Source organism: Streptomyces tardus (assembly GCF_018101125.2).
GTDB classification, from domain to species: Bacteria; Actinomycetota; Actinomycetes; order Streptomycetales; family Streptomycetaceae; genus Streptomyces; species Streptomyces tardus.
The window spans coordinates 3,003,200-3,026,532 of the sequence record NZ_JAELVF020000001.1 but is presented as its reverse complement, the minus strand read 5'-3'; the positions used below and the strand labels follow the sequence as shown (position 1 = coordinate 3,026,532).

Here is a 23,333-nt window from a genome sequence, read left to right as displayed (position 1 = left end):
CCCGGCGGGCTCGGGGGCCCGCACGGAGCGCCGCCCGGACGAAATAGGCTGGGCCGCGCACCCGTTCGCCGGATAGGAGCTTCATGGCCGTCAATCTCGTCAATCTGGAAGCCGTCAGCAAGGCGTACGCACTGCATGCACTGCTGGACGGCGTTTCCCTCGGCGTGAGCGAGGGGGACCGGATCGGCGTCGTCGGGCGCAACGGCGACGGGAAGACGACCCTGATCCAGATTCTCGCCAAGGCGGAGGCGCCGGACACCGGGCGCGTGACGCACTCCGGCGGGCTGCGGCTCGGCTCGCTCAGCCAGCGGGACTCGCTGGACCCGGCGGCGACCGTGCGGCAGGAGGTGCTCGGCGACCTCGCCGACCACCAGTGGGCCGGCGACGCCCGCATCAGGGACGTCATCACCGGCCTCTTCGGCGGGCTGGAGCTGCCCGGCTTCCCCGAGGGCATGGACACCGTGATCGGTCCGCTCTCCGGCGGCGAGCGCCGGCGCATCGCGCTGGCGAAGCTGCTGATCGCCGAGCAGGATCTGCTGGTGCTCGACGAGCCGACCAACCACCTGGACGTCGAGGGCATCGCCTGGCTCGCGAGCCATCTGCGCAACCGTCGCGGCGCCCTGGTCTGCGTCACCCACGACCGGTGGTTCCTCGACCAGGTCTGCACCCGAATGTGGGACGTGCAGCGCGGTCAGGTGCACGAGTACGACGGCGGGTACAGCGACTACGTCTTCGCCCGCGCGGAGCGCGAGCGGATCGCCGCGACCGAGGAGGTCAAGCGGCAGAACCTGATGCGCAAGGAGCTGGCCTGGCTGCGCCGCGGCGCCCCCGCCCGTACGAGCAAGCCGCGCTTCCGCATCGAGGCGGCCAACGAGCTGATCGCGGGCGAGCCGCCGCCCAGGGACAGCGCCGAGCTGATGCGCTTCGCCAACTCCCGGCTGGGCAAAACGGTCTTCGATCTGGAGGACGTCACCGTCAAGGCCGGGCCGAAGGTCCTGTTGGAGCGGCTGACCTGGCAGCTGGGCCCGGGCGACCGGGTGGGCCTGGTCGGGGTGAACGGCGCGGGCAAGACCTCGCTGCTGCGCGCACTCGCGGACGCGGCCGGCAGCGAGGGCCGGGAGCAGCCCTCGGGCGGCCGGATCAAGACAGGTTTGACGGTGCGGCTGGCGTACCTCTCCCAGGAGGTCGCCGAACTGCGACCGCAGCTGCGGGTCCTGGAAGCGGTGGAGCAGGTGCGTTCTCGCGTCGACCTCGGCAAGGGCCGGGAGATGTCGGCGTCGCAGCTCTGCGAGCGTTTCGGTTTCGTGAAAGAGAAGCAGTGGACCCACGTCGGTGATCTCTCCGGCGGAGAACGCCGTCGTTTGCAGATCCTTCGGCTGCTGATGGACGAACCGAATGTGCTCTTCCTCGACGAGCCGACGAACGACCTGGATATCGAGACCCTGACGCAGTTGGAAGACCTGCTGGACGGCTGGCCCGGCTCTCTCGTGGTGATCAGCCACGACCGTTTCTTCCTGGAGCGCACCACGGACCGGGTGTTCGCGCTGCTCGGTGATTCCCGGCTGCGGATGCTGCCGCGCGGTATCGACGAGTATCTGGAGCGGCGCGCGCAGGCCAGACAGGAGGCGGACCGGCCCGCGGCGCCCGCGCAGTCCGCGGCGACCGCCGAGAAGTCCGCCGGTTCCGGCAAGCCTGCCGCGGTGTCCCGCGCGGCGCAGAAAGAACTCCAGCGCATCGAACGACAGCTGGACAAAGTCACCGAAAAACAATCAAAACTCCACGCGGAAATGGCGGAGAACGCAACGGACTTCGCCCTGGTCGCCGAACTCGACGGCAAACTCCGCGAACTGGCCTCTCAGCAGGAGGAGCTGGAGGGCCGCTGGCTGGAGCTCGCCGACGACAGCTGACCCGGCGAATCCGCTGACGGTCCGCCACTTTGCCAACAGGTGATAACGGAGTCGTTCCGAGCCGATATCGGGCTCAACCCTTCACCGGGAACCAGTAGTCGGTTCAACTCCGTCCTTTGATACAAATGCCTGGGCTCAACAGAGTTGGGCCGTCCACACGCCGGCGGGCCTGCTGTCCGATTCGCTCGTCCCTACGGGGGAACGCGGGGATGGGGCAAATCGGTCCGTGACAGTTGACGAAGGATCTCCATGTCGCAGCCGCCTCCACCTCCGAACCAGCCACCCTCCGGCGGCTTCGGCGGTCCTCAGGACCCCTCGTACGGCTACCCGCAGACCCCTCCGCCGGGACAGCCAACCGGCCCCAACCCGTACGCGGGCGGGCAGGGCCCGTATGGGCAGCAGCCCACGGCTCCCATGCAGCAGGCGCCGGGCGGCCAGCAGCCGGGGAACAACAACAAGAAGATCCTGATGGTGTGCGCCGCGGTCGTCGCGGTCGCGGTGATCGCCGTCGGCACGGTCTTCGTCGTCACCAAGGACGACGGCGAGCCCGAGGCGGGCAAGCCCGGCCAGTCGGAGCCCAAGGGCGGCGACCCGGACGCGAAGCAGGACGAGCCCCCCAGCACCGTGCCCAAGCAGGACTCGGATGCGGAGATCGCTTGGGAGGCCCCGGTCCCCAAGGGCTTCGAGGGCGAGCTGAGCAAGCAGGCGCACGGCGTGCTCTTCTCCGGCGGCAGCATCGTCAAGTACGAGCCCGACGGCCTGGTCGCCTACAACATCAAGACCGGGAAGCCCGACTGGAAGGAGAAGTTCATCCGCGGCGAAAGCTGCAGCATGGCCTCCACCAGCAGCGGCGGCAAGACCCTGGTCCAGTGGGGCGCCAAGTGCGAGAAGGTGATGGGCTTCGACATCACCAAGGGCAAGAAGCTCTGGGAGAAGGACCTGCCCAGCCGCGAGACCAGCGACCTGCCCAACGCGGACTACGCCCATCTCGCCGTCAGTGGTGACCTCGCCGGCATGTCGTGGACCGGCGGCCGGGTCGGCTACCGGCTGAGCGACGGCAAGGAGCTGTGGTCCAGCACCGAGGCGGGCTGCTCCGACCAGGGCTACGCCGGCGGCGAGAACTTCATCGTGCTCCACCAGTGCCTGCTCGGCACCGACGGCAAGCTGCGCAAGTTCGACCAGAAGGGCGAGAAGACCGCCGAGTGGAAGGTGCCCAAGGGCGTCGAGGTCAAGCGCGTCTTCTCGACCAGCCCGCTGGTCGTCGGCCTCTCCCCGCAGGGTCTGAGCTCCAAGCTCAACAACATCGCGGTGCTCGACGAGGAGACCCTCAAGCTCAAGAAGCGCATCAAGATCGACCCCGAGCGCTACCGCATCACCTGCCAGCCCAGCCACGCACTGGACTCCTGCCTGAACGCGGTGGTCGACAAGGACAGCGGCATGATCATGCTGGAGACCGAGACCTACGACGGCAAGGAGCGCACCACCAACGCCGTCTCCGGGTTCAACCTGGAGACCGGCAAGATGGTCTGGACGGCCGAGCCGAGCGTCGAGGGCCGCACCAACCCGGTGGGCATGCACGACGGCAAGCTCCTCACCCTCGAACAGGGCAACTACGACGGCGGCGGCGGCGTCACGTCGCTCGACCCGAAGAAGGGCGGAACTCCCAAGCAGATCCTGGAGTTCAGCGCCGATGAGCGGGAGAAGGCCAGGGACACCTACTCCAACGCGCTCTACTGGGCCGACAACACCCTCTTCCTCGTCAACACCCGGCTGCCCAGCCGTATCGACGACCGCACGACCTGGCTGGTCGCGATCCGCTGAGGACCGCAGGACGGGCAGGTGGCCGGGTGGTGCGCGGGCGCGCGTACCACCCGGCTTCGTCGTGTCCACAACAATACGGACGCGGGCGCCGCGGGACCGCTTTCTGTCCGGTTCCCAGCACATCGGGCCGGCGGTGCGTGTAGCTTCCCCGGCACGGGGACATCGCGCCGGGGGGCGAGACGTGGCGCCGGACCGCATGTGAATACAGGGGGAGTGATGAGTGTGCGACTCATGGTCGTGGACGACCACAGACTGCTCGCCGAGGCCCTCGCCTCGGCCCTCAAGCTCAGGGGGCACCGGGTGGTCGCAGCCGCGGCCCCGGGCCCGGGAGCGGCCGAACTGGCCCTGGCCAGATCACCGGAGGTCTGCCTCTGGGGCACCTCGACCCCGTCCGCGCCGGGGGCGTTCGAGGGAGTGCTGCGGATCCGCAGGGAGCGCCCCACCACCGCGGTGGTGGTGCTCGGGCCGGTGCCCGACACCCGCGGGGTGGCCGCCGCGTTCGCCGCGGGCGCCTGCGGCTACGTACGGCACGACGAGCGCATAGACGGCGTGGAGCGGGCGGCACTGCGCGCCCGGGCGGGCGAGGTGGCGGTCGACCCGCAGCTGCTGAGCGAGGCGTTCGACGCGCTGCTCAATCCTCCCCCGCAGGAGGACGACGAGGGTTCCAGGCTGCTCGCGCTGCTCACCCGGAGGGAAGTGGAGGTGCTGCTGCGCGTCTCCGAGGGCGAGGACACCCAGGCGATCGCAGACGGGATGCGGATCGCGCCGAGCACTGCGCGTACGCATGTGCAGCGGGTTCTGATGAAACTGGACGTGGGTTCGCGCCTGGAGGCGGCGGCGCTGGCGGCCCGTACGGGGCTGTTGGAGCGGGCGGCGGTCCGACCGGGCAGCGATGCGGGAGACACCGGCGGAGCAGGGGGTTCGTAGCGGATCGACGGTGTCGGGATTTCGCCGAAACGATCCTGCGATGTCCACCGAACTCCGTTGACCTACCCGGCAGTTGGAAGTTACCGGCGGTACCCCTGCACGCGATGGCAGTTGCGAAGTACATAGCTGGGGCAACGACACTGCGTGTCAGATCTTTTGCCAATCCCCTTCCCCAGGGCCCGTCGATCCGTACGCTGTTCAACGACGCCGGTGGGGGCCGGAGTCGTTCAGAGGGGAATGCGCAGGACAGAAGTCCGACCACGGGGCACACCTGTGGCCGCACATCATCGACCAGTCACTACCGGCGGTGAGCGCGCCCGCGCGAACCTCATCCGATCTCCGGCACACATGGGGGTGCACGTGCAACGTATTCGAGTCCTGGTCGTCGACGATCACAGAATCTTCGCCGAATCGCTGGCCGCCGCTCTCGCAGCGGAACAGGACGTCGAAGTGGCCGCAGCGGGCAGCACACAGGCCGCCGTCCGCTGCCTGAACCAGGCGAGCGCCGCGGGCAGACCGTTCGGCATCCTGCTGATCGACGCGGAGCTGAGCGGAACAACGGGCCCGGGCACACAGTCTCCGGTCGAACCGGCCGCAGGCAGCGCGGGCCGTTCGGAACTGGCCGCACTGGTGGCCGCCACGCCCGAACTGCGCACGGTCATCCTGGCCGAGCGCGACGACGCGGGGAAGGCCGCTGCCGCGCTCCAGGCGGGTGCCTGCGGCTGGGTGGCCAAGGACTGCTCACTGTCCCGGCTGCTCCAGGTGCTGCGCGGTGTACTGCGCGGGGAGACCCACCTGCCGCCCGCCCTGCTGACCGGCGTCCTGCGGGAGTTGACCACCACCCGCCGGCACCGGACCGAGAGCGAACAACTCGTGGCGATGCTCACCCCTCGCGAACACGAGGTGCTGCGCTGCATGGTCGGCGGACTCGGCCGCAAGGCGGTCGCCGAGCGGCTCTTCCTCTCGCCGCACACGGTCCGCACCCATATGCAGAACGTGCTCGGGAAGCTGGGAGTGCACTCCACGCTGGCCGCGGTGGCGCTCGCCCGCAGGGCGGGCGTGAGCCCGGTCGACACTGCGGAGCGTGCAGCCGTCTGACCCGCCGGTACCGGCACCGGGTGCCGTCAGCGCCCCGGAGCCGGTACCGGCCACACGGCCCGTACCGGCGGTGGCGCCCGAAGTCGCCACGACGCCCGTACCGGTGACCGCGCGCCGGCCGGACGCCTCGCGGGAGCCGCGTCAGTGCGGGGTGTTGTCGAACGGCGCCGTCAACTGCCTGAGCAGTGCGGCCAGTTCGGAACGCTGAGCAGTGGAGAGCTCGACGAGGATGGCGCGCTCCTGGACGAGCAGTCCGGCCAGCGCCCGGTCCGCCCGGTCCCGGCCCTCGGCGCTCAGCCGGACGAGCACCCCGCGCCGGTCACTGGGATCGGGCAACCTTTCGACCAGGCCCTTCTTGGCGAGCCGGTCGATGCGATTGGTCATGGTGCCGGAGGTGACCAGCGTCTGAGTGAGAAGCTGCCCGGGCGAGAGCTGGTACGGGTCGCCGGCTCGGCGCAGCGCCGTGAGCACGTCGAACTCCCAGGACTCCAGCCCGTGTTCGGCGAAGGCGATGCGGCGGGCGCGGTCGAGATGGCGCGCGAGCCTGCTGACTCGACTGAGCACCTCCAGGGGCTCCACGTCGAGATCGGGGCGTTCGCGACGCCATGCTGAAACCAGTCGATCGACCTCGTCCTCCATGGTGGACAGTGTAGTAGTTCTGTCGGCATGAAGTTTCTTCACGTCAAGATAAAAACACAGGGATGTCGCCGCCCCACGGGTGGAAGGCTTCGACCGCGGGACCCGGCTGACAGGCAGCGGGCCCGCATCCGCAAGGAGGACGCTCATGCCAGCCGCCCCCGAGTGGGACCCCCAGGTCTATCTACGCCACTCCGGTCATCGCACCCGCCCCTTCCTCGACCTCCTGGCCCGCACGCCCGAGCCCGTGGGCAGGGGATCCGCCCTGCGGATCGCCGACCTCGGCTGCGGGCCCGGCAACGTCACCGCGTTACTCGCCGAGCGCTGGCCCACCGCGCACATCACCGGCTTCGACAGCTCGCCCCAGATGCTCCGCAGCGCCGCCGCGCACTCCGGCCCCACTCCGGGCGGCGGCACACTGGACTTCGCCCGCGGCGACATCGCCGACTGGGAGCCGGACACGACGTACGACCTGATCGTCTCCAACGCCGCGCTCCAGTGGGTGCGCGGCCACGCCGACTCGTTCAAGTCCTGGCTGGACGCGCTCTCCCCGGGCGGCGTCCTCGCCTTCCAGGTGCCTGGCAACTTCAACGCCCCCAGTCACGCGCTGCTGGGCGAGCTGTGCGACTCCCCCCGCTGGCGCGAGCGACTGCGCGAGCAGGGGCGGCGGTACGTCCACATCCTGGAGCCGTACGAGTACCTCCAGCGCCTCGCCGAGCTCGACTGCGAGACCGAGGCCTGGGAGACCACGTACGTCCAACTGCTCCAGGGGCGGGACCCGGTGCTGGACTGGGTGCGGGGCACCGCGCTGCGGCCGGTGCTGACGGCGCTGGAGGGCGACGAGGAGGCCCGCGAGGAGTTCCTGGCGGAGTACCGGGACCGGTTGCGCGAGGCGTACCCGGCGGGTCCGCACGGGACGACGTTCCCCTTCCGCCGGATCTTCGCGACGGCGCGCAAACGGGATGGCTGAGCACACGGACGACGGCGGCGACGGCCACGACGGCGCGGGGCGGCCGGCCGGGACGGCGCGGGGTCGCGCACGCGGTCGCCGGCCGGGCCGGGCAACGCCGGTACGACGAGGGGCCCGACGCGGATCACGGGGATCTCGCGTCGGGCCCTTGCACGCCGTGGCCGTGCGGCCGAGCGCACGGCTGAACGGCGGCTGCCTCAGCCTGCGTTGAGGATGGTCGCGACAACCGGGCCGGCGTTCTTGCCGCCGTGCCCGCTGTTGGGGATCACGGCAGCGACGGCGAGGTCGTCCTTGTACGCGGTGAACCAGGCGTTCGGCTTCTTCTGGCCGTCCACCTCGGCGGAGCCGGTCTTGGCGCCCTTGTCACCGCCCACCGAGGCCATCGCCTCGGCCGCGGTGCCGTTGGTCGCGGTGCGCTTCATCAGCGCCCGCAGCTCGCCCGCGGTACCGGCGGACAGCCCGTTCGGAGCCTTGGCCACCTGGCGGTTGTCCAGCGACGGCGAGACGATGATCGGCTGCTTGAAACTGCCGTCCTTCACGGTGGCGGCGACCGAGGCCATGGTCATCGGGTTCATCCGCACCGCGCCCTGACCGATCAGCGAGGCGGCCATCTGGGCGTCGGACTGGGTGGGTACGGCACCGTCGAAGGTCCCGGTGCCCACCTGCCAGTCGAGGCCGAGACCGAAGGTGTTGCGGGCGTACGAGCCGAGGTCGCCGTTCTCCAGCTTGGGTGCGCGGCTGATGAACGCGGTGTTGCAGGAGGCGGCGAAGCTGTCGGCGAAGGTGCCGTCCTTTATGTCGAACTTGTCGAGGTTCTGGAACTTCCAGCCGCCGTAGGTGAAGTACTTCGGACACGGGTGCTTGGCCGCGCTCTCGGCCAGGCCCTTGTCCAGCAGCATGCCCGCGCTCACGACCTTCCAGGTCGAGCCCGGCGCGAGCGAGCCGCGTATCGCGGAGTTGAAGCCGGTCGCCGGGGTGTTGGCGATGGCCAGCAGCTCACCGGTGCTGGGCTTGATCGCGACCGCCGAGCCCTTGGCGCGACCGTCCAGGGCCTTCATCGCGGCCTTCTGGAGATCGGCGTCCAGCGTGGTCTTCAACTGGCCCGGGGTGCCCTTGGAGAGGACCTTGAGCGTCTTGGCATCCTTCGCCTTCTCGCTCTCCTCGACCTTCTCGCCCTTCTTGGGCTGCGTGACGATGCGGGTCTCGACGCCGGCGGTGCCGTCGGTCCTGTCGCCGTAGCGCTTGCGCAGATCGTCCAGGATGTCGCCGAGTTCGGGGTGTGCCTGCTTGGTCAGTTCCTTGCCGTTGCGGTCGACCGCCGTAATCGGCGGGTCCCCGGCGGCGTCCGTGACGAGCGACTGGCCCTTCTTCAACTCCGGGTGGAGAACGGTGGGTTGCCAGTCGATGACGACCTGGCCGCTGGAAGTGTCGCGCTCCACCTTCAGCTTGGTCCGGTAGTCGAGGGTGGTGGCCAGCTCGCCGTGCGAGATCTCGGCGACCACCGAGTACGCGACCGTCCCACCGCTCGCGCTGCTGCCGCTGGTGGTGACGGTGCCGACCTTGCCGTCCTTGGCGAAGCTGGTCAGCGCCTTGGTGGCAGCGGCCTTGTCGTCGGTCAGCGCAGCCGCGTCGGCTATGTCGCCGGCTTCCCACGCCGTCAGGAACTTCTTGGCCGTGGCCCGCACTTCCTCGGAGCTGGGCGGGCCGGTCTCCACCGACTCCGACTTGCTCTCCCCGCTGTCCGAACCGCTGCGCTGGGACTGGTCCGACGACTCGTCGTCCCCACCCCCGACGAGGGCGTACGCCCCGAAGCCCGCGGCGCCGACCACCGCAGCGGCGACGGCACCGATCACCGCCATTCTCTGACCTTCACGCATAACGTATTCCTGACTCTCCACCCCAACCCCGACAGCCACGGGGCCTGCGACGCACCCTAGAGCACTCCCGTGAACGCGCTCACCGGTACCCGCCAGGCCGCCGGCGGCCTCCCGCGCCCCGCCGCCCAACTCCCGCTGTTCACAGGGGCGTCGAGGCCGGCAGGGCTCTGCGCGGACGAGCCGTGGCCGCCTCAGATCCAGGTGTCGAACCACATGCGGGCGCGCCACTGGTCGAGCGAGATCTCGCCCGCGGTGTAGAGCGGCCAGAAGTAGACGAAGTTCCAGACCACCAGCAGCGCGAGCGCCCCCGCGACGATCAGTCCGACCGTTCTGCGGAACTCCGTACTGCCCGGTGGACCGGCGATCGCGCCGAGCAGTTGGGCGACTGCCAGGCACAGGAACGGGACGAAGACGATCGCGTAGAAGTAGAAGATCGTCCGGTCCGAGTAGAGGAACCAGGGCAGGTACCCGGCAGCCAGTCCGCACAACAGGGCACCGGAGCGCCAGTCCCGGCGCATCGCCCACCGGTAGAGGGCGTAGGCCAGGGCGGCGATGCCCAGCCACCACAGCACCGGGGTGCCCAGCGCCAGCACTTCGCGGGCGCAGCCGCTCTGCTCCGTGCAGCCGCGTTCGCCCAGCTCGCGCGACTTGTAGTGGTACGAGACCGGCCGTCCGACGATCAGCCAACTCCACGGGCTGGACTGGTAGCTGTGGTCGGAGGTGAGGTTGACGTGGAAGGAGTAGACCTCGGCCTGGTAGTGCCACAGGCTGCGCAGGGACTCCGGCACCCAGGTCAGGTCGACCACCGGCAGCGAGACCTCGCCCAGCAGCGGAAGCTTCACCTCGCTCGGCGACTGCCCCTGCCGCCCGGCGGCCCAGTCCCTGAAGTACCCGCCCCTGGTCGTGAACCAGCCGATCCAGCCGACGACGTACAGCACCAGCGCCACCGGTACGAGCGAGAGGAACGCGGGGACGGCGTCGCGGCGCAGCGCCGTGCGCCACGGCCTGGCGGCGCCGGCCGTACGGCGTGCGGAGACGTCCCAGAAGAGCGCGAGCAGACCGAAGGCCGCGAGCACGTACAGGCCGCTCCACTTGGTGCCGATCGCCAGGCCCAGGCTGACGCCGGCGGCGATGCGCCACGGCCGCAGCCCCAGACTCATCCGACCCACGGCGACGTCGGGCCGGTCGGCGGGAAGCGCGGCGGCGAGTCCGGCTCTGGTGCGGTCGCGGTCGATCAGCAGGCAGCCGAAGGCGGCCAGCACGAAGAACATCAGCACCAGGTCCAGCAGCGCGACCCGGCTCATCACGAAGTGCAGCCCGTCGACGGCCATCAGACCGCCGGCCAGGCAGCCCAGCGCGGTCGACCGGAAGAGGCGGCGGCCGATGCGGCAGACCATCAGCACCGACAGCACACCGAGCACGGCCATCATGAAGCGCCAGCCGAACGGTTCGAGCCCGAAGAGGCGCAGCCCGACGGCGATCAGCCACTTGCCGACCGGCGGATGCACGACGTACGACGGGTCCTCGCCCAGCGGTGTGCCGGGCCGGTCGGCGAGGATCTCCTTGTTGGCGTCCTCGCCCCAGGAGCCCTCGTACCCCTGCTCCAGCAGCGACCAGGCGTCCTTGGCGTAGTAGGTCTCGTCGAATATCACCGCGTTCGGCGTGCCCAACTGCCAGAAGCGCAGCAGCCCGGCGAAGAACGCGACCAGCAGCGGCCCGCCCCAGGCCCAGCCGCGGAACTCCGAGGCCAGCGCCGACCAGCTCCCCGCGGAAGGGCGGGAGCGTTCGGGGAACGGCGGCACCAACCGCTCGCGCGTGGACATCCGCGGACGCGGTCGGTAGCCGTATCGCCGCAGCCGGCCCTGCCAGGAGGACGACTGATCCGTGCGGGAGTCCCCCCGCTGGTCCTGGTGCGTCGACGGCACGGTGTCGCTGCTCACGTCGGCCATCGTAGGGAACGCCGCTTCCGGCGCGGGGCCACCGGGTCCTGTGAAGCGGCGAGTTGGCCCGTTCCGCCCGGCTGCGGCGGGTACGAGCCGCGGCTGCGCCGGGCCGGTCGGGGCGGTGGCGGACCGGGCGGGCCCCGGTCGGAACGACCGGGGGCCGGTGGCGCGGGCGCGGGCGCGGCGGCCGGTGGGTGCGCGTGCCGCGGCGGGCAGGTGGAAGGATGCGGCACGTGACTGGAACGCTCGTACTCGCCGGAACGCCCATCGGGGACCTCGCGGACGCACCGCCGCGCCTGGCCCAGGAGTTGGCCGCGGCCGACGTCGTCGCCGCCGAGGACACCCGGCGGCTTCGACGGCTGACGCAGGCGCTCGGAGTGCGCACCGGCGGCCGGGTGGTGTCGTACTTCGAAGGCAACGAGGCCGCGCGCACACCGGAGTTGGCGGACGCCCTCGTCGCCGGCGAACGCGTGTTGCTGATCACCGACGCGGGCATGCCCTCGGTCTCCGACCCCGGCTACCGGCTGGTGGCCGCCGCGGTGGAGCGGGGCGTACGCGTCACCGCCGTGCCGGGGCCCTCCGCCGTGCTGACCGCGCTCGCGCTCTCCGGGCTGCCGGTGGACCGCTTCTGCTTCGAGGGCTTTCTGCCGCGCAAGGCCGGGGAACGGCTGGGCAGGCTGCGGGAGGTGGCCGAGGAGCGGCGGACGCTGGTCTACTTCGAGGCTCCGCACCGGCTCGCGGACAGCCTGGCCGCGATGGCCGAGGCGTTCGGCACCGAGCGGCGGGCGGCGGTGTGCCGCGAGCTGACCAAGACGTACGAGGAGGTGCGGCGCGGTCCGCTCGGCGAGCTGGTGAGCTGGGCCGAGCAGGGTGTGCGCGGCGAGATCACCGTCGTCGTCGCGGGCGCCGAGGAGTCCCGGGACGCGGTCGACCCCGAGGAGTTGGTGCGCCGGGTCGCCGTGCGCGAGGAGGCCGGCGAGCACCGCAAGGAGGCGATCGCGGCCGTGGCCAAGGAGGCCGGGCTGCCGAAGCGGGCGGTCTTCGACGCAGTGGTGGCCGCCAAGCGCCGCGAGGCCTGAGGGCGCGGCGCGGGCGGTCCGAGGCGGGCGCTCCGAAACGGGAGGTCCGAGGCGGGCGTAGCGCGGGCCCGCGGTCGAGGCGCGGTCGTCGAGACGCCCGAGGCGGCCGGTTCGGGGTCGGGGCTGCGTGGTGGGTGACCGGAGGGGCGGTTGTCGCGGGCGGAACGGGTGTTGCCGACGGCAATGGATGGTGCGGAACTCTGTCGGCAAAGGGATTGCCGACCGATTCACGCGGAGCGGCAAAGAGTTACACTTTCTGGTAAAGCTCGGGCGGCACTTTCTGCGTTGTCGGCGCCAAATTTCAGCAACGGGCCAAGAATCACACCGTTTTCGGAATCAGCTGCTGCTATTTCCGCCGTCGAGGCGTCCACTGGGGAGTGGAGAGGAGCTGACGTGACGGACATCAGAGGATCGGGTGAGGAACCGGGCACCCGGCAGCGCCCCCGCTTCGACCGCGTCCAGGAGTCGTACGGGTTCGCATGTCTGCACTGCGGGCACACCTGGGAGCAGACCTACGAGATCGAGCACCACCTCGACCGCGACAACAAACCCTTCTTCTACTACTACACCGGCGAAGAACGCGTACCGTCGCCGCTGTCCACGCTGACCTGCCTGAATTGCGGCGAGCACACGGTGCGCATCACGGGTACGGCCCGGATATCCGCGGTGCGGTCGGCATTTCCGCATTCCGGCGGCGGCGCACCGCGCGCCCGGCGCCGCCGCTGACCCGGCGCAGGACCGCCGGGCCGCGAACACCTGGGGTCGGGGCGAGGACGGCCCGACCCTAGGATCGCCGTATGGCCCACGACGGACGCAAGGGACAGGCGCCGCCACCGCTGCCGGAGGCTCTCCGGATCGCGGTCGCGGACTCCCACACCCATCTGGACATGCAGGACACCACTGTCGAGCAGGCACTGGAGTCCGCCGCCGAGGTCGGGGTGACGACCCTGGTCCAGATCGGCTGCGATCTGGAGCGCGCCCGATGGGCGGCGCGGATCGCGGCCGAGCACGAGGCGATCTGGGCGGCCGTGGCGCTCCACCCGAACGAGGCGGCCAGACTCACCCTGGAGGAGAGCGGGGCGGCTCTCTCGGAAGCGCTGGAGGGCATCGCCGAGCTGGCGCGGCTGCCGCAGGTGCGGGCGATCGGCGAGACGGGCCTGGACTACTTCCGGACCGGCCCCGAGGGCGTCGGCGCGCAGCAGGAGTCGTTCCGCCGGCACATCGCGCTCGCCCGGGAGACGGGCAAGGCGCTGGTCATCCACGACCGCGAGGCGCACGCCGACGTGCTGCGTCTGCTGGAGGAGGAGGGAGCACCGTCGACGACGGTCTTCCACTGCTTCTCCGGGGACGCCGAGATGGCCCGCCACTGCGCCGAGCGCGGCTACTACATGTCCTTCGCCGGCAACGTCACCTTCAAGAACGCCCAGCCGCTGCGCGACGCCCTGGCGCACGTTCCCGCGGAGCTCCTGCTGGTCGAGACGGACGCCCCCTTCCTCACCCCCGCGCCGTACCGCGGACGGCCCAACGCGCCCTATCTCGTGCCGATCACGCTGCGTTGCCTGGCCGAGGTAAAAGGAGTGTCCGAGGACGAGCTGGCGAAGCACATCGCGGCCAACTCGGCGCGCGTTTTCGGCTACTAAATCCTCCTGCGGCCCGGCCGGGGCCGGTCACAGCGCGCAACCCCGGCACCTCGCCCAGAGTGGCAGTCCAGCCCCTGACGCCACCGATAGTCACTTTCCGTGTCGAGACAGTTTTGATGAGTAGTCACCGCTCGGTTAGCCTCCCGGCCCACATCGCAGTGAGCGCTGGGAGCGACCGTGAACTCATCGCAGGCAAGCCACCGAGCCGCACGCGGCGGCGGACGCCACTCGGCCGGCTCGGCCCCGTCGAAGGAGCCGGACACCGGCGGGGAGCGGCGGCGCAGACGCTCGGGGCCGGCGGCCGGCGGCGAGGCGCTGCGCAAGCTGCTTCCCCAGGCGCTGGTGCTGGCCGTGCTGGCGGGCGGAGCGTCCGCCTTCGTGGCGCACGACAAGGTCGTCGAGCTGAGCGTGGACGGCGAGACGACCTCGCTGCGCACCTTCGCCTCCAGCGTCTCCGAGCTGCTGGAGGACGAGGACGTCGAGGTCGGCCCTCGCGACCTCGTCGCCCCCGGCGCCCATGAGTCGCTCTCCGACGGCGACCGTGTCGCGGTCCGCTACGGCCGTCCGATGAACCTCACGGTGGACGGCCGCGACCAGCGGATGTGGACCACCGAGCGCACCGTGGAGGGTGCGCTGCGGCAGCTCGGCGTACGGGCGGAGGGCGCGCACCTGTCCACCTCGCGCAGCAAGCGGATCGGCCTCGACGGGCTGCGGCTCGCGGTGCGCACCGAACGCAGCGTCTCCTTCCTGGCCGACGGCAAGGTGCACAGGCTGCGCACCAACGCCCCCACCGTGCGCGGGGCGCTGGCCGGGGCGGGGCTCCGGCTGCGCGACCGGGACACGGTGTCGGTGCCGCTGCGAAGCTTCCCGCGCGACGGCCAGGAGATCTCGGTGCAGCGGGTGCGCGCCGACAAGAGGGTCACCGAGGAGATGCTGCCCTTCGCCGTCGAACGGCGCCGCACCTCCGAGCTCCACCGGGGCACCGAAGTGGTGGAGCAGCAGGGTCGGCAGGGCGTGCGGCGGGTGACGTACGAGCTGCGCACCGTGGACGGCAAGGCGCAGAAGCCCAGGCGGCTGGGGTCGGAGGTGGTGCGCGAGCCGCGGCGCCAGATCGTACGGGTCGGCACGCGGCCGAAGCCCGCGAGCGTGGCGACCGTACGAGGTTCGGGCGGGCTCAACTGGGCGGCGCTGGCCCGCTGCGAGTCCGGCGGCCGGGCGAACGCCGTCGACCCCTCGGGCACGTACGGCGGGCTGTACCAGTTCGACCTCCGCACCTGGCAGAGCGTCGGCGGCGCGGGCCGCCCCCAGGACGCGAGCGCGCAGGAGCAGACGCTGCGCGCGCAGAAGCTCTACGCCCAGAGGGGGGCGAGTCCCTGGCCGGTGTGCGGCCGTAAACTGCACCAGTGAGTCCAGTGAGCACCGCCTCCGAGCCGCCGGCCGGCCCTTCCCCAGACCAGTCCCCAGACCAGTCGTCGGACCAGCCGTCCGGCCTCTCGTCGGGCGCGAGCGCCGACGTCCCGGCGGAGCAGCCGCCGGGCGCCGTGTCGGACCCGCTGCTGGGGCCCACCGACATTCGTGAGCTGGCCGCCTCGCTCGGGGTGCGTCCCACCAAGCAGCGCGGCCAGAACTTCGTCATCGACGCCAACACCGTGCGCCGCATCGTCCGTACCGCCGGTGTGCGCCCCGACGACACGGTGCTGGAGATCGGCCCGGGCCTCGGCTCGCTGACCCTCGGGCTGCTGGAGACCGCTCGCGCGGTGACGGCGGTCGAGATCGACGACGTGCTCGCGCAGGCGTTGCCGGGGACGGTCGCCGAGCGGCTGCCGGAGCGCGCCGACCGGTTCGAGCTGGTGCACCGCGACGCGCTGCGGGTGACCGAGCTGCCGGGCGAGCCGCCCACCGCCCTGGTGGCCAACCTGCCCTACAACGTGGCGGTGCCGGTGCTGCTCCACGTGCTGGCGACGTTCCCCACGGTCGAGCGCACGCTGGTGATGGTCCAGGCCGAGGTCGCCGACCGGCTGGCCGCCGCCCCCGGCTCCCGGGTGTACGGAGTGCCGTCGGTGAAGGCCAACTGGTACGCGGACGTGCGCCGTTCGGGCTCGATCGGCCGCAACGTCTTCTGGCCCGCGCCCAACGTGGACTCGGGGCTGGTCTCGCTGGTGCGGCGCGATCCGCCGCGCACCCGGGCGAGCCGCCGCGAGGTGTTCGCCGTGGTGGACGCCGCCTTCGCCCAGCGCCGCAAGACTCTGCGGGCCGCGCTGGCCGGCTGGGCGGGTTCCGCGGCACAGGCGGAAGCCGCGCTGACCGGCGCCGGTATCGATCCGCGCACCCGCGGCGAGGCGCTGACGGTGGCCGACTTCGCGGCCATCGCCGAGCAGCGCTCGGACAGCGCCTCAGGCAGTGCCCCCGACGGCGCCTCCGGCAGCCGCACCGAGGGCGGTGCGGAATGAGCCCGGACCCTAGCCCGAGCACGCCGCGTACCGGCACCGGGTCGGCTGCGGGCGCGCCCCTGCGTACGAGTGGCAGCGGCGAGCCGGGAGACGGCGGCAGGCCGGGAGACGACTCGACGGCCGTGACGGTGCAGGTGCCGGCGAAGGTCAACGTCCAGCTGGCGGTGGGGCCGCCGCGCGCGGACGGCTTCCACGAGCTGGCGAACGTCTTCCTCGCGGTCGGCCTGTACGACCGCGTCACCGCGCGCCCGGCGGAGCGGCTGGAGCTCGGCTGCACCGGGCCGGACGCCGACCGGGTGCCGCTGGACGGCACCAACCTCGCGGCGCGCGCCGCGACTGCGCTCGCGGCCCGACACGGAATCGAACCCGCGGTGCGGCTGGACATCGAGAAGGACATCCCCGTCGCGGGCGGCATGGCCGGCGGCAGCGCGGACGCCGCCGGCGCCCTGCTGGCGTGCGACGCGCTGTGGGGCCTGGAGACCCCGCGGGAGCAACTGCTGGAGATCTGCGCCGAGTTGGGCTCGGACGTACCGTTCTCACTGGTCGGCGGGGCCGCGCTCGGTCGCGGTCGGGGCGAGCGACTCAGCGTCCTGGAGGTCGGCGCCGAGTTCCACTGGGTTTTCGCGACGGCCGACGGCGGGCTGTCGACTCCCGCCGTGTACCGCGAGTTCGACCGTCTGACGGGCAGCGCGGCGTCCGAGCCGCAGCCGTCCGAGGCACTGCTGGCGGCGCTGCGCCGGGGCGACGCGGAGCAGTTGGCGGCCTGCCTCGCCAACGACCTGGAACCCGCGGCGCTTTCGCTGCGGCCCGAGCTCGCCCGGACGCTGGAGACCGGCCGAGGCGCGGGAGCGGCGGCGGCACTGGTCTCCGGCTCCGGGCCGACCTGCGCGTTCCTCGCGAAGAGCGCGGAGGGCGCGGAGAGCGTCGCCGGGGCGCTGCGCGAGGCGGGCGTGTGCCGTACGGCCCGCACCGCGACCGGCCCCGCACCGGGCGCCCGGGTGCTCCCCGACCGGACGGCGACGAACCGGACGCCGTAAGCCGGACGCGGGCGGGCCGGACGTGGCGGGCCGGACGCCCCAAGCCGGACGCGAGGCGGACCGGGCACGGTGAGCCTGAGCCGGGACTCTCGTACGGGCCCCGGCTCACGGGGCGTGCACGGCTCGTGTGCGGGCTCGTACGGCCCCCCGTGCGCCCGCGCAGAGCGCCTGGCTCGGGCGTACGCCACCGGGCTCGCGCGTACGCACGCCCGCGCCCGGCCCGGACTCAGCGGGCCGGCCCCGGGCTCAGCGGCCGGCGTCGAGGGCGCGGCGCAGATCGAGGTTGCTGATCAGCACGCCGCCGTCGACCGGCAGCGTGACGCCGGTGACCCAGGACGCGTCGCGCGAGGCGAGGAACGCCACCGCACCCGCGACGTCCTCGGGGCGGCCGACACGGCCCAGCGGATAACACTCGGCGGCGCGTGCGAGGCTCTCTGAACGGCCGCTCCAGGACGGTGTGTCGACGGTTCCGGGCGCGACCAGGTTGACTCGTACGCCGCGGCGCGCGGACTCGCCGGCGAGGGTTCGGGTGAGGCCGGCGAGGCCCGCCTTGGCGGCGCTGTAGGAGTGGCCGCCGAAGTCCTGCTCGCCGTTGACCGAGCCGATGAACACGACCGCGCCCCGTCCCTCGGCCGCCGCGAGGTGCGGCAGGCAGGCACGTGCGGTGCGGAAGGCACCGTGCAGGGTGATGTCGAAGTCGCCGATCCAGGCGTCGTCCAGGATGTCGTCAAGGTGCTCGGCGTCCATGCTCCGCGGATCGTTCCGGAAGGCGGCGGTGACCAGCACGTCCAGTCCGCCGAAGGTCTCCGCGGCGTGGTCGACGGCGGCCCGGACCGAGGCCGCGTCGCCCACGTCGCAACCCAACGCCTCGGCGGTCCCGCCCAGTTGCCGGATCTCCTCGGCGATCACCGAGGCCCGGTCGGGCACGAGGTCGGTGACGGTGACGCGCGCGCCCTCGGCGGCGAGCCGGTGTGCGGCGGCGGCGCCGATGCCGCTGCCCGCGCCGGTGAGCAGTGCGGAGTACCCGTCGAGTCTGCGGAGTTGGTCAGCCATGTCGCCAGCCTAGGACCGCACCGCACCGCCGGTCACGCGCCCCGGTGCACACTCGCGCACCGGATACTCAGGGCCGGATATGAGTACCCGGGCGCATGTGGCGGCGGCGACCCGTGGGCGAGTCTGGGGCTCATGACCACAGCCCTCGGATCTCCCTCGAGCGCGGCCGAACTCGCCGCGGCCACCCCCGATTCCAGGGACCGCTACGTCGATCTGCTGCGTGTCGCCTCGCTCGCCACCGTGGTGCTCGGCCACTGGACGATGGCGGTGGTCACGCTCGGGCCGGACCGCTCCGCACAGGCCGGCAATCTGCTGGCGGAGGTGCCCGAACTCCAGCCGATCACCTGGCTGTTGCAGATCATGCCGGTCTTCTTCCTGGTCGGAGGCTTCTCGCACGCGCTGTCCTACCGCTCCCTGGTCCGACGGGCCGGCGGGGGCGGGCCCGGCGTGTACCCGGCGTTTCTGCGCGCCAGGCTGCAGCGGCTGCTGGGGCCCGTGCTGGTGTTCGTCGCAGTGTGGGCGGCGGGCGCACTGGCCCTGCAACTCCTCTTCGCCGACGGACCGTTGACCGCGACAGCGACCCGACTGGTGGCCCAGCCGCTGTGGTTCATCGGGATCTATCTGGCGATGGTGGCGTTCACCCCGCCGCTGCTGCGCCTGCACGAACGCTGGGGCTGGGGCGCCTTCGGCGCGCTGCTCACCGGCGCGGCCTCGGTGGACGTACTGCGGTTCGCCCTCGGGGTGCCCCACGTGGAATTCCTCAACTTCGCCTTCGTCTGGCTCGCCGTGCATCAGCTGGGCTTCCTGCGCGCCGACGGAGCGCTGCGCATGCCCGGGGTGCCCGCGGCGCTGGCGCTCGGCGGGCTGCTGTCCACGGCGGCGCTGGTGTGGCTGGGGCCCTATCCGGTCTCCATGGTGGGCATGCCCGGCGAGAAGGTGAGCAATATGGCCCCGCCCACGCTGGCACTGCTCTGCCACGGGGTCTGGCTGGCCGGCGCGGTCGAGCTGCTGCGCCGGCCGGCCTCCGGGCTGCTGGCCCGTCCTCGGGCGTGGCGCGCGGTGGTCGCCGCCAACGGCCTGGCGATGACCGCGTTCCTGTGGCATCTGACCGCGCTGCTCGGGGTGTACGGCGTGCTGCTCGCGCTCGACGTGCCCTTCCCCGAGCCGGCGAGCGCCGCCTGGTGGGCGCAGCTCCCGGTACGGATCGGCGGCGCGCTGGCGCTGACGGCCGCACTCGTGGCGCTCTTCCGCCGCTTCGAACTCCCGCCCCCGGCACGGCCGTTCACTCTCGCCCCGCGCGGCGCGGGCCCGCTCGCCGCGATCGGTGCGACGCTGGCCCTGCTCGGCGTGCTGGGGCTCTCGATGGTCGGCTTCGGCGAGATCACCGAGGGGCGGACGGCGACCCTCGTCGCGGTCGACATCAGCGCGCCGACGGCGATCGGCATGGTGCTGATCGGCCGACTGCTGGTCGAGCGCGCGGGCAGCGCCCGGCGACGCGTCGCCGACCCCGCTCACCGGGGGTGAGCCGTCCGCCGCCACGACCGCGCCGGGCGACGGACATCCCCCGGCGTGCGCTTGACCTGAACCGCGGTTGAAGTTCTAGGTTCGCCCCATGAACACCTCGTGGGACTCCGACCAGCTGGATCTCGACGCCTACCTGCGGCGCGTGGACCACCACGGCGAGCGCACCGCCACCGTCGGGACCCTGCACGCGCTGCACCGCGCACACATGCTGCACATCCCGTTCGAGAACCTGGAGATCACCGCCGGGCGACCGGTACGGCTCGATCTGCCGAGCCTGGAGCGGAAGATGGTCCGCAGCCGTCGCGGCGGCTACTGCTTCGAGCACGCACTTCTCTTCGGCGCCGTGCTGGAGGCGCTGGGCTTCGGCGTGGAGGGCTTCATCGGCCGCGTGCGGCTGGGCCAGGGCGACGGTCCGGACCTCTCCGAGACACACGCGGTGCTGCGCGTGACCACGCCCGACACCGGCCAACGCTGGCTCAGCGACGTGGGGTTCGGCAGCGCGGCGCTGGCGCCCGTTGAGTTCGCCGACGGCGCCGAGGTCTCGGCCGGCGGGCGACGCTGGCGGCTGCGGCAGGAGGACGAGTGGCACTGGGTCCTGCAGCAACTCGTCGTGGCCGGGGGCCGTACCCGCACGGGCGAGGCCGGGGGCCGTACCGGCGGGGGCGAGGCCGGGGACGACGGCAGCGGCGCGGTGGTCGAGGCCGTCGACCAGCACGCCTTCACGCTCTCGCCGCGCCGCCCGGTCGACTACGAGGTGGGCAACTTCTACGTCTCGACCTGGCCCCGATCGCCTTTCGTGACACGGCCGTTCGCCACGCGCGTCACCGCTGAGGGCGTGGTCCACGGACTCGACGGCCTGACCTACCGCGTCACTCACCCCGACGGCTCGGTGACCGACGAGCACACCTACCGCCCGGAGGAGGTACCGACGGCGCTGGAGGGGGTCTTCGGTATCGCACTGGACGACCGGGACGCGTCCACGATCGTCCAGCACCTGCGGGAACGGGCCGAGCGGTAGCGGCCCGGGCGACGGGGGCGGGACGACGGGGACCCGGCCCGCCCCCGGCGTCGCCCGCCCGCCTCGACGCCACCCGGCAGGCGCCGACCTCGCCCCGGCAGGTCGGAACCCTGCGCGGGCCGGTCGGATCGGTCGGCGCGGGCCCGGCCTCGGCGCGGGTCGGGTCGGCGCGGGTCGGCGCGGGTCGGCGCGGGTCGGGTCCGGGCGCGGGTCGGAACAGGTCGCGTCGGATCAGGTCAGGTCAGGTCAGGTCAGGTCAGGTCGCGCAGGCTGGCGCGCAGGGCGCGTACGAGTGCCTGCGCGCGGGGGTCCGAAGTGACCGACTTCTGAAGCCCGTTGGTCACGTACCCGAAGCCGACGCCGGCGTCCTGGTCGGCGAAGGCCAGCGATCCGCCGCGGCCCGGGTGGCCGAAGGAGCTCGGTGAGAGCATCGGGGAGGCTGGCGAGTGGAGCATGTGGCCGAGCCCGAAACGGGTCGGGACGACCAGCACCCGGTCCGGTCCCTGCGACTCCTCGCTGCGCGCGGCGGTCAGAGTGGCCGGGGTGTAGAGCCGTACGCCGTCCACCTCGTCGAGCAGCGCGGCGTAGAAGCGCGCCAGCGAACGGGCGGTGGCGATGCCGTTGGTGGCGGGCAGCTCGGCGGACCAGTGGGCCGGCGAGTTCTGGTCCGGGAACGGGTCGATGGCGGCGAAGGCCCTGCGGGTCAGCGACTGCGGGTCGCGGTAGGCGGCGCCCACCTGCGGTTTGGCGCGGACCCGAAGGCCCTGCCCGGCCGGGGGTTCGGGAGCGCTGACCTCCCGGAGCTCTCCGACGCGGTGGTGCTGCTCCTCGGGCAGCCCGATCCACAGGTCCAGTCCCAGCGGCCCGGAGATCTCCTGTGCGAGCCACCGGCCGAGGCTCAACCCGGTGATGCGGCGCACCAGTTCGTCCAGGAGCCAGCCGTAGGTGAGCGCGTGGTAGCCGTGTGCCGTGCCCGGCTCCCACTGCGGGCGCTGCGCGGCGAGCGCGGCGGGGCCGCTCTCTCCGTCCACCGCACGGGAGGGGGTGAGCGGGGTGTCGAGCGCCGGCAACCCCGCGCGGTGGGTGAGGAGGTGACGCACCAGCACGCGTTCCTTGCCGTGCTGCTTGAACTCCGGCCAGTACGTGCCGACAGGCGCGTCCAGGTCGAGCTTTCCGCGCTGCTGGAGCAGATGCGGCACCGCCGCGGCCGGGCCCTTGGTCGCCGAGCGGACCACCTGGACGGTCTCCCGGCGCCAGCCCTCGCCGCCCCACAGGTCCACCACCGGGCGGCCGTCCCGGTAGACCGTGACGGCGGCGCCGAGTTCGCCGCGTTCGGCGAAGTTCCTCGTAAAGGCTTCCCGTACGGGTTCGAAGCCGTCCGCGACGCTGCCCTGGACATCCACCACGAGCCCCGTACTCCTGTCGTCGTTCTGGATCTCGGCCGGGGTGTCCGTCCTGATCTCCGTTGTCGTCCTCCGCCTCCCCGAGGAGGCAGCGCACACCGTCGGTCGTGCCGTCGTGCGCGTCGGCCGTGCGCCGGGCCGGGCGTGCGGCCCGGCGATGCGCTCGGAGGACGGGTGTGGCCGGTCGTTGCTCCCCCCATGGTGCTACGCAGCCGGTCGCGCCGACGATCTGGGGTCCTCTCCGCACCGAGGGCCGAGCAGCCGCACGGCCCCGACTGCCCGTCGCGGGACGGCGGTTCGACCCTCGTCGCGGACTGCCGGGGCGCACGGGCGCACGGACAGACGTCGCGGGGGCGTGGCGTACGGGCAGAATCGCACGACGGGACCGCACGCGCGGGAGGGGCGTGCGGCAGGGCTTCGGCGGCACGGGTGAGCGACCTCACACACACTTTCCGGCTTCCCCACGGCCTCCCGATCGTCATAACGGGTGAAGGCGAAACACCGCTGGAGGAGCGTTCGATGGCCACTGTGACGACGCAGCACGCCGTGCCCGCGCAGATGATCGCCGACGAGACACGTCCGTTCCTCGTCGGCCTGCACTACGACACCGCCGACCCGCTCGCCGTGCGCGTCGTCTTCCCGGCCGAGGCCGCGCTCGACGGCGTGGAGACGAGCTGGTTCTTCGCCCGGGAGCTGCTCGCCGCCGGGGTGGACCGACCCACCGGCACCGGCGCCGTACGGCTGTGGCCGCGCGGGGAGGGCACCGTCTTCCTGGAGCTCCAGGCACCCGAAGGCGTCGCGGTCGTCGACCTGTCCGCGGTCGCGGTGCGCGAATTCCTGCGCGAGACCTACGCGTTGCTGCCGACGGAGGCGGAGGCCGCGACTTCGGAGGTCGGCATCGAACGCGAGTTGGCGGAGCTGCTGCACCGCAGCTGAACGCCCCGCCCGGC

The 23,333-nt window shown here is 72.2% G+C and carries 19 protein-coding genes; 14 read left to right on the top strand and 5 right to left on the bottom strand.

Translation table 11 applies throughout. The features are described 5' to 3' along the window. Positions 1-83: 83 nt before the first annotated feature. From JGS22_RS12965 to JGS22_RS12950, 4 genes are all read left to right on the top strand, one after another. The gene (locus JGS22_RS12965) at positions 84-1,907 is read left to right on the top strand and encodes an ABC-F family ATP-binding cassette domain-containing protein (protein WP_211041371.1); all 1,824 of its coding nucleotides are present in this window, start codon (positions 84-86) and stop codon (positions 1,905-1,907) included. A gap of 249 nt (positions 1,908-2,156) precedes the next feature. Then, positions 2,157-3,728: an outer membrane protein assembly factor BamB family protein gene (locus JGS22_RS12960; protein WP_216814970.1), complete on the top strand. Its 1,572-nt coding sequence runs from the start codon at positions 2,157-2,159 to the stop codon at positions 3,726-3,728. A gap of 216 nt (positions 3,729-3,944) precedes the next feature. Beyond that, positions 3,945-4,655, top strand: a complete 711-nt coding sequence (locus JGS22_RS12955) for a helix-turn-helix transcriptional regulator (protein ID WP_211041184.1) — start codon at positions 3,945-3,947, stop codon at positions 4,653-4,655. A gap of 348 nt (positions 4,656-5,003) precedes the next feature. Next, a complete protein-coding gene (locus JGS22_RS12950) occupies positions 5,004-5,753 on the top strand; it encodes a helix-turn-helix transcriptional regulator (RefSeq protein ID WP_211041183.1) in 750 nt (249 codons plus the stop codon). Between the two features lie 141 nt (positions 5,754-5,894). Here JGS22_RS12950 and JGS22_RS12945 read toward each other — a convergent pair whose 3' ends face one another. Beyond that, positions 5,895-6,392, bottom strand: a complete 498-nt coding sequence (locus JGS22_RS12945) for a MarR family winged helix-turn-helix transcriptional regulator (RefSeq protein WP_211041182.1) — start codon at positions 6,390-6,392, stop codon at positions 5,895-5,897. Between the two features lie 145 nt (positions 6,393-6,537). Between JGS22_RS12945 and JGS22_RS12940 the strand changes: the two genes are divergently transcribed. Continuing rightward, positions 6,538-7,359 (top strand): trans-aconitate 2-methyltransferase, encoded by an 822-nt coding sequence (locus tag JGS22_RS12940; RefSeq protein WP_211041181.1) that lies wholly within the window; start codon positions 6,538-6,540, stop codon positions 7,357-7,359. Between the two features lie 197 nt (positions 7,360-7,556). Here JGS22_RS12940 and JGS22_RS12935 read toward each other — a convergent pair whose 3' ends face one another. Further along, complete coding sequence (locus JGS22_RS12935) at positions 7,557-9,236, bottom strand: penicillin-binding transpeptidase domain-containing protein (protein ID WP_236073138.1); 1,680 nt, start codon at positions 9,234-9,236, stop codon at positions 7,557-7,559. 191 nt (positions 9,237-9,427) lie between these two features. Further along, the gene (locus tag JGS22_RS12930) at positions 9,428-11,185 is read right to left on the bottom strand and encodes a dolichyl-phosphate-mannose--protein mannosyltransferase (protein WP_211041180.1); all 1,758 of its coding nucleotides are present in this window, start codon (positions 11,183-11,185) and stop codon (positions 9,428-9,430) included. Between the two features lie 227 nt (positions 11,186-11,412). Between JGS22_RS12930 and rsmI the strand changes: the two genes are divergently transcribed. The 6 genes from rsmI to JGS22_RS12900 all read left to right on the top strand — a co-directional run bounded on the left by rsmI (position 11,413) and on the right by JGS22_RS12900 (position 17,385). After that, a complete protein-coding gene (rsmI, locus tag JGS22_RS12925; protein WP_216814969.1) occupies positions 11,413-12,258 on the top strand; it encodes a 16S rRNA (cytidine(1402)-2'-O)-methyltransferase in 846 nt (281 codons plus the stop codon). Positions 12,259-12,651: 393 nt separating this feature from the next. After that, positions 12,652-12,984, top strand: coding sequence for a hypothetical protein (locus JGS22_RS12920; protein WP_308405645.1), 333 nt, complete (start codon positions 12,652-12,654; stop codon positions 12,982-12,984). 71 nt (positions 12,985-13,055) lie between these two features. Further along, positions 13,056-13,898: a TatD family hydrolase gene (locus JGS22_RS12915; protein WP_211041178.1), complete on the top strand. Its 843-nt coding sequence runs from the start codon at positions 13,056-13,058 to the stop codon at positions 13,896-13,898. 177 nt (positions 13,899-14,075) lie between these two features. Then, positions 14,076-15,305, top strand: coding sequence for a resuscitation-promoting factor (locus tag JGS22_RS12910; RefSeq protein ID WP_308405644.1), 1,230 nt, complete (start codon positions 14,076-14,078; stop codon positions 15,303-15,305). Between the two features lie 134 nt (positions 15,306-15,439). Beyond that, positions 15,440-16,348 (top strand): 16S rRNA (adenine(1518)-N(6)/adenine(1519)-N(6))-dimethyltransferase RsmA, encoded by a 909-nt coding sequence (gene rsmA / locus JGS22_RS12905; RefSeq protein ID WP_211041187.1) that lies wholly within the window; start codon positions 15,440-15,442, stop codon positions 16,346-16,348. A gap of 122 nt (positions 16,349-16,470) precedes the next feature. Continuing rightward, positions 16,471-17,385 carry a 4-(cytidine 5'-diphospho)-2-C-methyl-D-erythritol kinase gene (locus tag JGS22_RS12900; RefSeq protein ID WP_308405643.1) on the top strand — a complete coding sequence of 305 codons (915 nt, stop codon included), beginning with the start codon at positions 16,471-16,473 and terminating at the stop codon, positions 17,383-17,385. A gap of 246 nt (positions 17,386-17,631) precedes the next feature. On the opposite strand, the gene JGS22_RS12895 is transcribed toward JGS22_RS12900, so the two are convergent. After that, on the bottom strand, positions 17,632-18,438 hold the full coding sequence (locus JGS22_RS12895) for an SDR family NAD(P)-dependent oxidoreductase (RefSeq protein ID WP_211041176.1): 807 nt from the start codon (positions 18,436-18,438) through the stop codon (positions 17,632-17,634). 132 nt (positions 18,439-18,570) lie between these two features. Here JGS22_RS12895 and JGS22_RS12890 point away from each other — a divergent pair, with 132 nt between their 5' ends. After that, positions 18,571-19,962, top strand: a complete 1,392-nt coding sequence (locus JGS22_RS12890; protein ID WP_211041175.1) for an acyltransferase family protein — start codon at positions 18,571-18,573, stop codon at positions 19,960-19,962. 88 nt (positions 19,963-20,050) lie between these two features. Then, positions 20,051-20,980, top strand: a complete 930-nt coding sequence (locus JGS22_RS12885) for an arylamine N-acetyltransferase family protein (protein WP_211041174.1) — start codon at positions 20,051-20,053, stop codon at positions 20,978-20,980. A 251-nt stretch (positions 20,981-21,231) separates the two neighbouring features. On the opposite strand, the gene JGS22_RS12880 is transcribed toward JGS22_RS12885, so the two are convergent. Then, entirely contained in the window at positions 21,232-22,383 is a 1,152-nt protein-coding gene (locus tag JGS22_RS12880) for a serine hydrolase domain-containing protein (RefSeq protein WP_211041186.1), read from the bottom strand. Positions 22,384-22,902: 519 nt separating this feature from the next. Here JGS22_RS12880 and JGS22_RS12875 point away from each other — a divergent pair. Continuing rightward, positions 22,903-23,319 carry an SsgA family sporulation/cell division regulator gene (locus JGS22_RS12875; RefSeq protein ID WP_211041173.1) on the top strand — a complete coding sequence of 139 codons (417 nt, stop codon included), beginning with the start codon at positions 22,903-22,905 and terminating at the stop codon, positions 23,317-23,319. Positions 23,320-23,333 lie beyond the last annotated feature (14 nt).

Bases quoted from the DNA above. Each gene is read 5' to 3' on its own strand.
- JGS22_RS12965 (WP_211041371.1), top strand. From the start codon at position 84: ATGGCCGTCAATCTCGTCAATCTGGAAGCCGTCAGCAAGGCGTACGCA.
- JGS22_RS12960 (WP_216814970.1), top strand. From the start codon at position 2,157: ATGTCGCAGCCGCCTCCACCTCCGAACCAGCCACCCTCCGGCGGCTTC.
- JGS22_RS12955 (WP_211041184.1), top strand. From the start codon at position 3,945: ATGAGTGTGCGACTCATGGTCGTGGACGACCACAGACTGCTCGCCGAG.
- JGS22_RS12950 (WP_211041183.1), top strand. From the start codon at position 5,004: ATGGGGGTGCACGTGCAACGTATTCGAGTCCTGGTCGTCGACGATCAC.
- JGS22_RS12945 (WP_211041182.1), bottom strand. From the start codon at position 6,392: ATGGAGGACGAGGTCGATCGACTGGTTTCAGCATGGCGTCGCGAACGC.
- JGS22_RS12940 (WP_211041181.1), top strand. From the start codon at position 6,538: ATGCCAGCCGCCCCCGAGTGGGACCCCCAGGTCTATCTACGCCACTCC.
- JGS22_RS12935 (WP_236073138.1), bottom strand. From the start codon at position 9,236: ATGCGTGAAGGTCAGAGAATGGCGGTGATCGGTGCCGTCGCCGCTGCG.
- JGS22_RS12930 (WP_211041180.1), bottom strand. From the start codon at position 11,185: ATGGCCGACGTGAGCAGCGACACCGTGCCGTCGACGCACCAGGACCAG.
- JGS22_RS12915 (WP_211041178.1), top strand. From the start codon at position 13,056: ATGGCCCACGACGGACGCAAGGGACAGGCGCCGCCACCGCTGCCGGAG.
- JGS22_RS12895 (WP_211041176.1), bottom strand. From the start codon at position 18,438: ATGGCTGACCAACTCCGCAGACTCGACGGGTACTCCGCACTGCTCACC.
- JGS22_RS12890 (WP_211041175.1), top strand. From the start codon at position 18,571: ATGACCACAGCCCTCGGATCTCCCTCGAGCGCGGCCGAACTCGCCGCG.
- JGS22_RS12885 (WP_211041174.1), top strand. From the start codon at position 20,051: ATGAACACCTCGTGGGACTCCGACCAGCTGGATCTCGACGCCTACCTG.
- JGS22_RS12875 (WP_211041173.1), top strand. From the start codon at position 22,903: ATGGCCACTGTGACGACGCAGCACGCCGTGCCCGCGCAGATGATCGCC.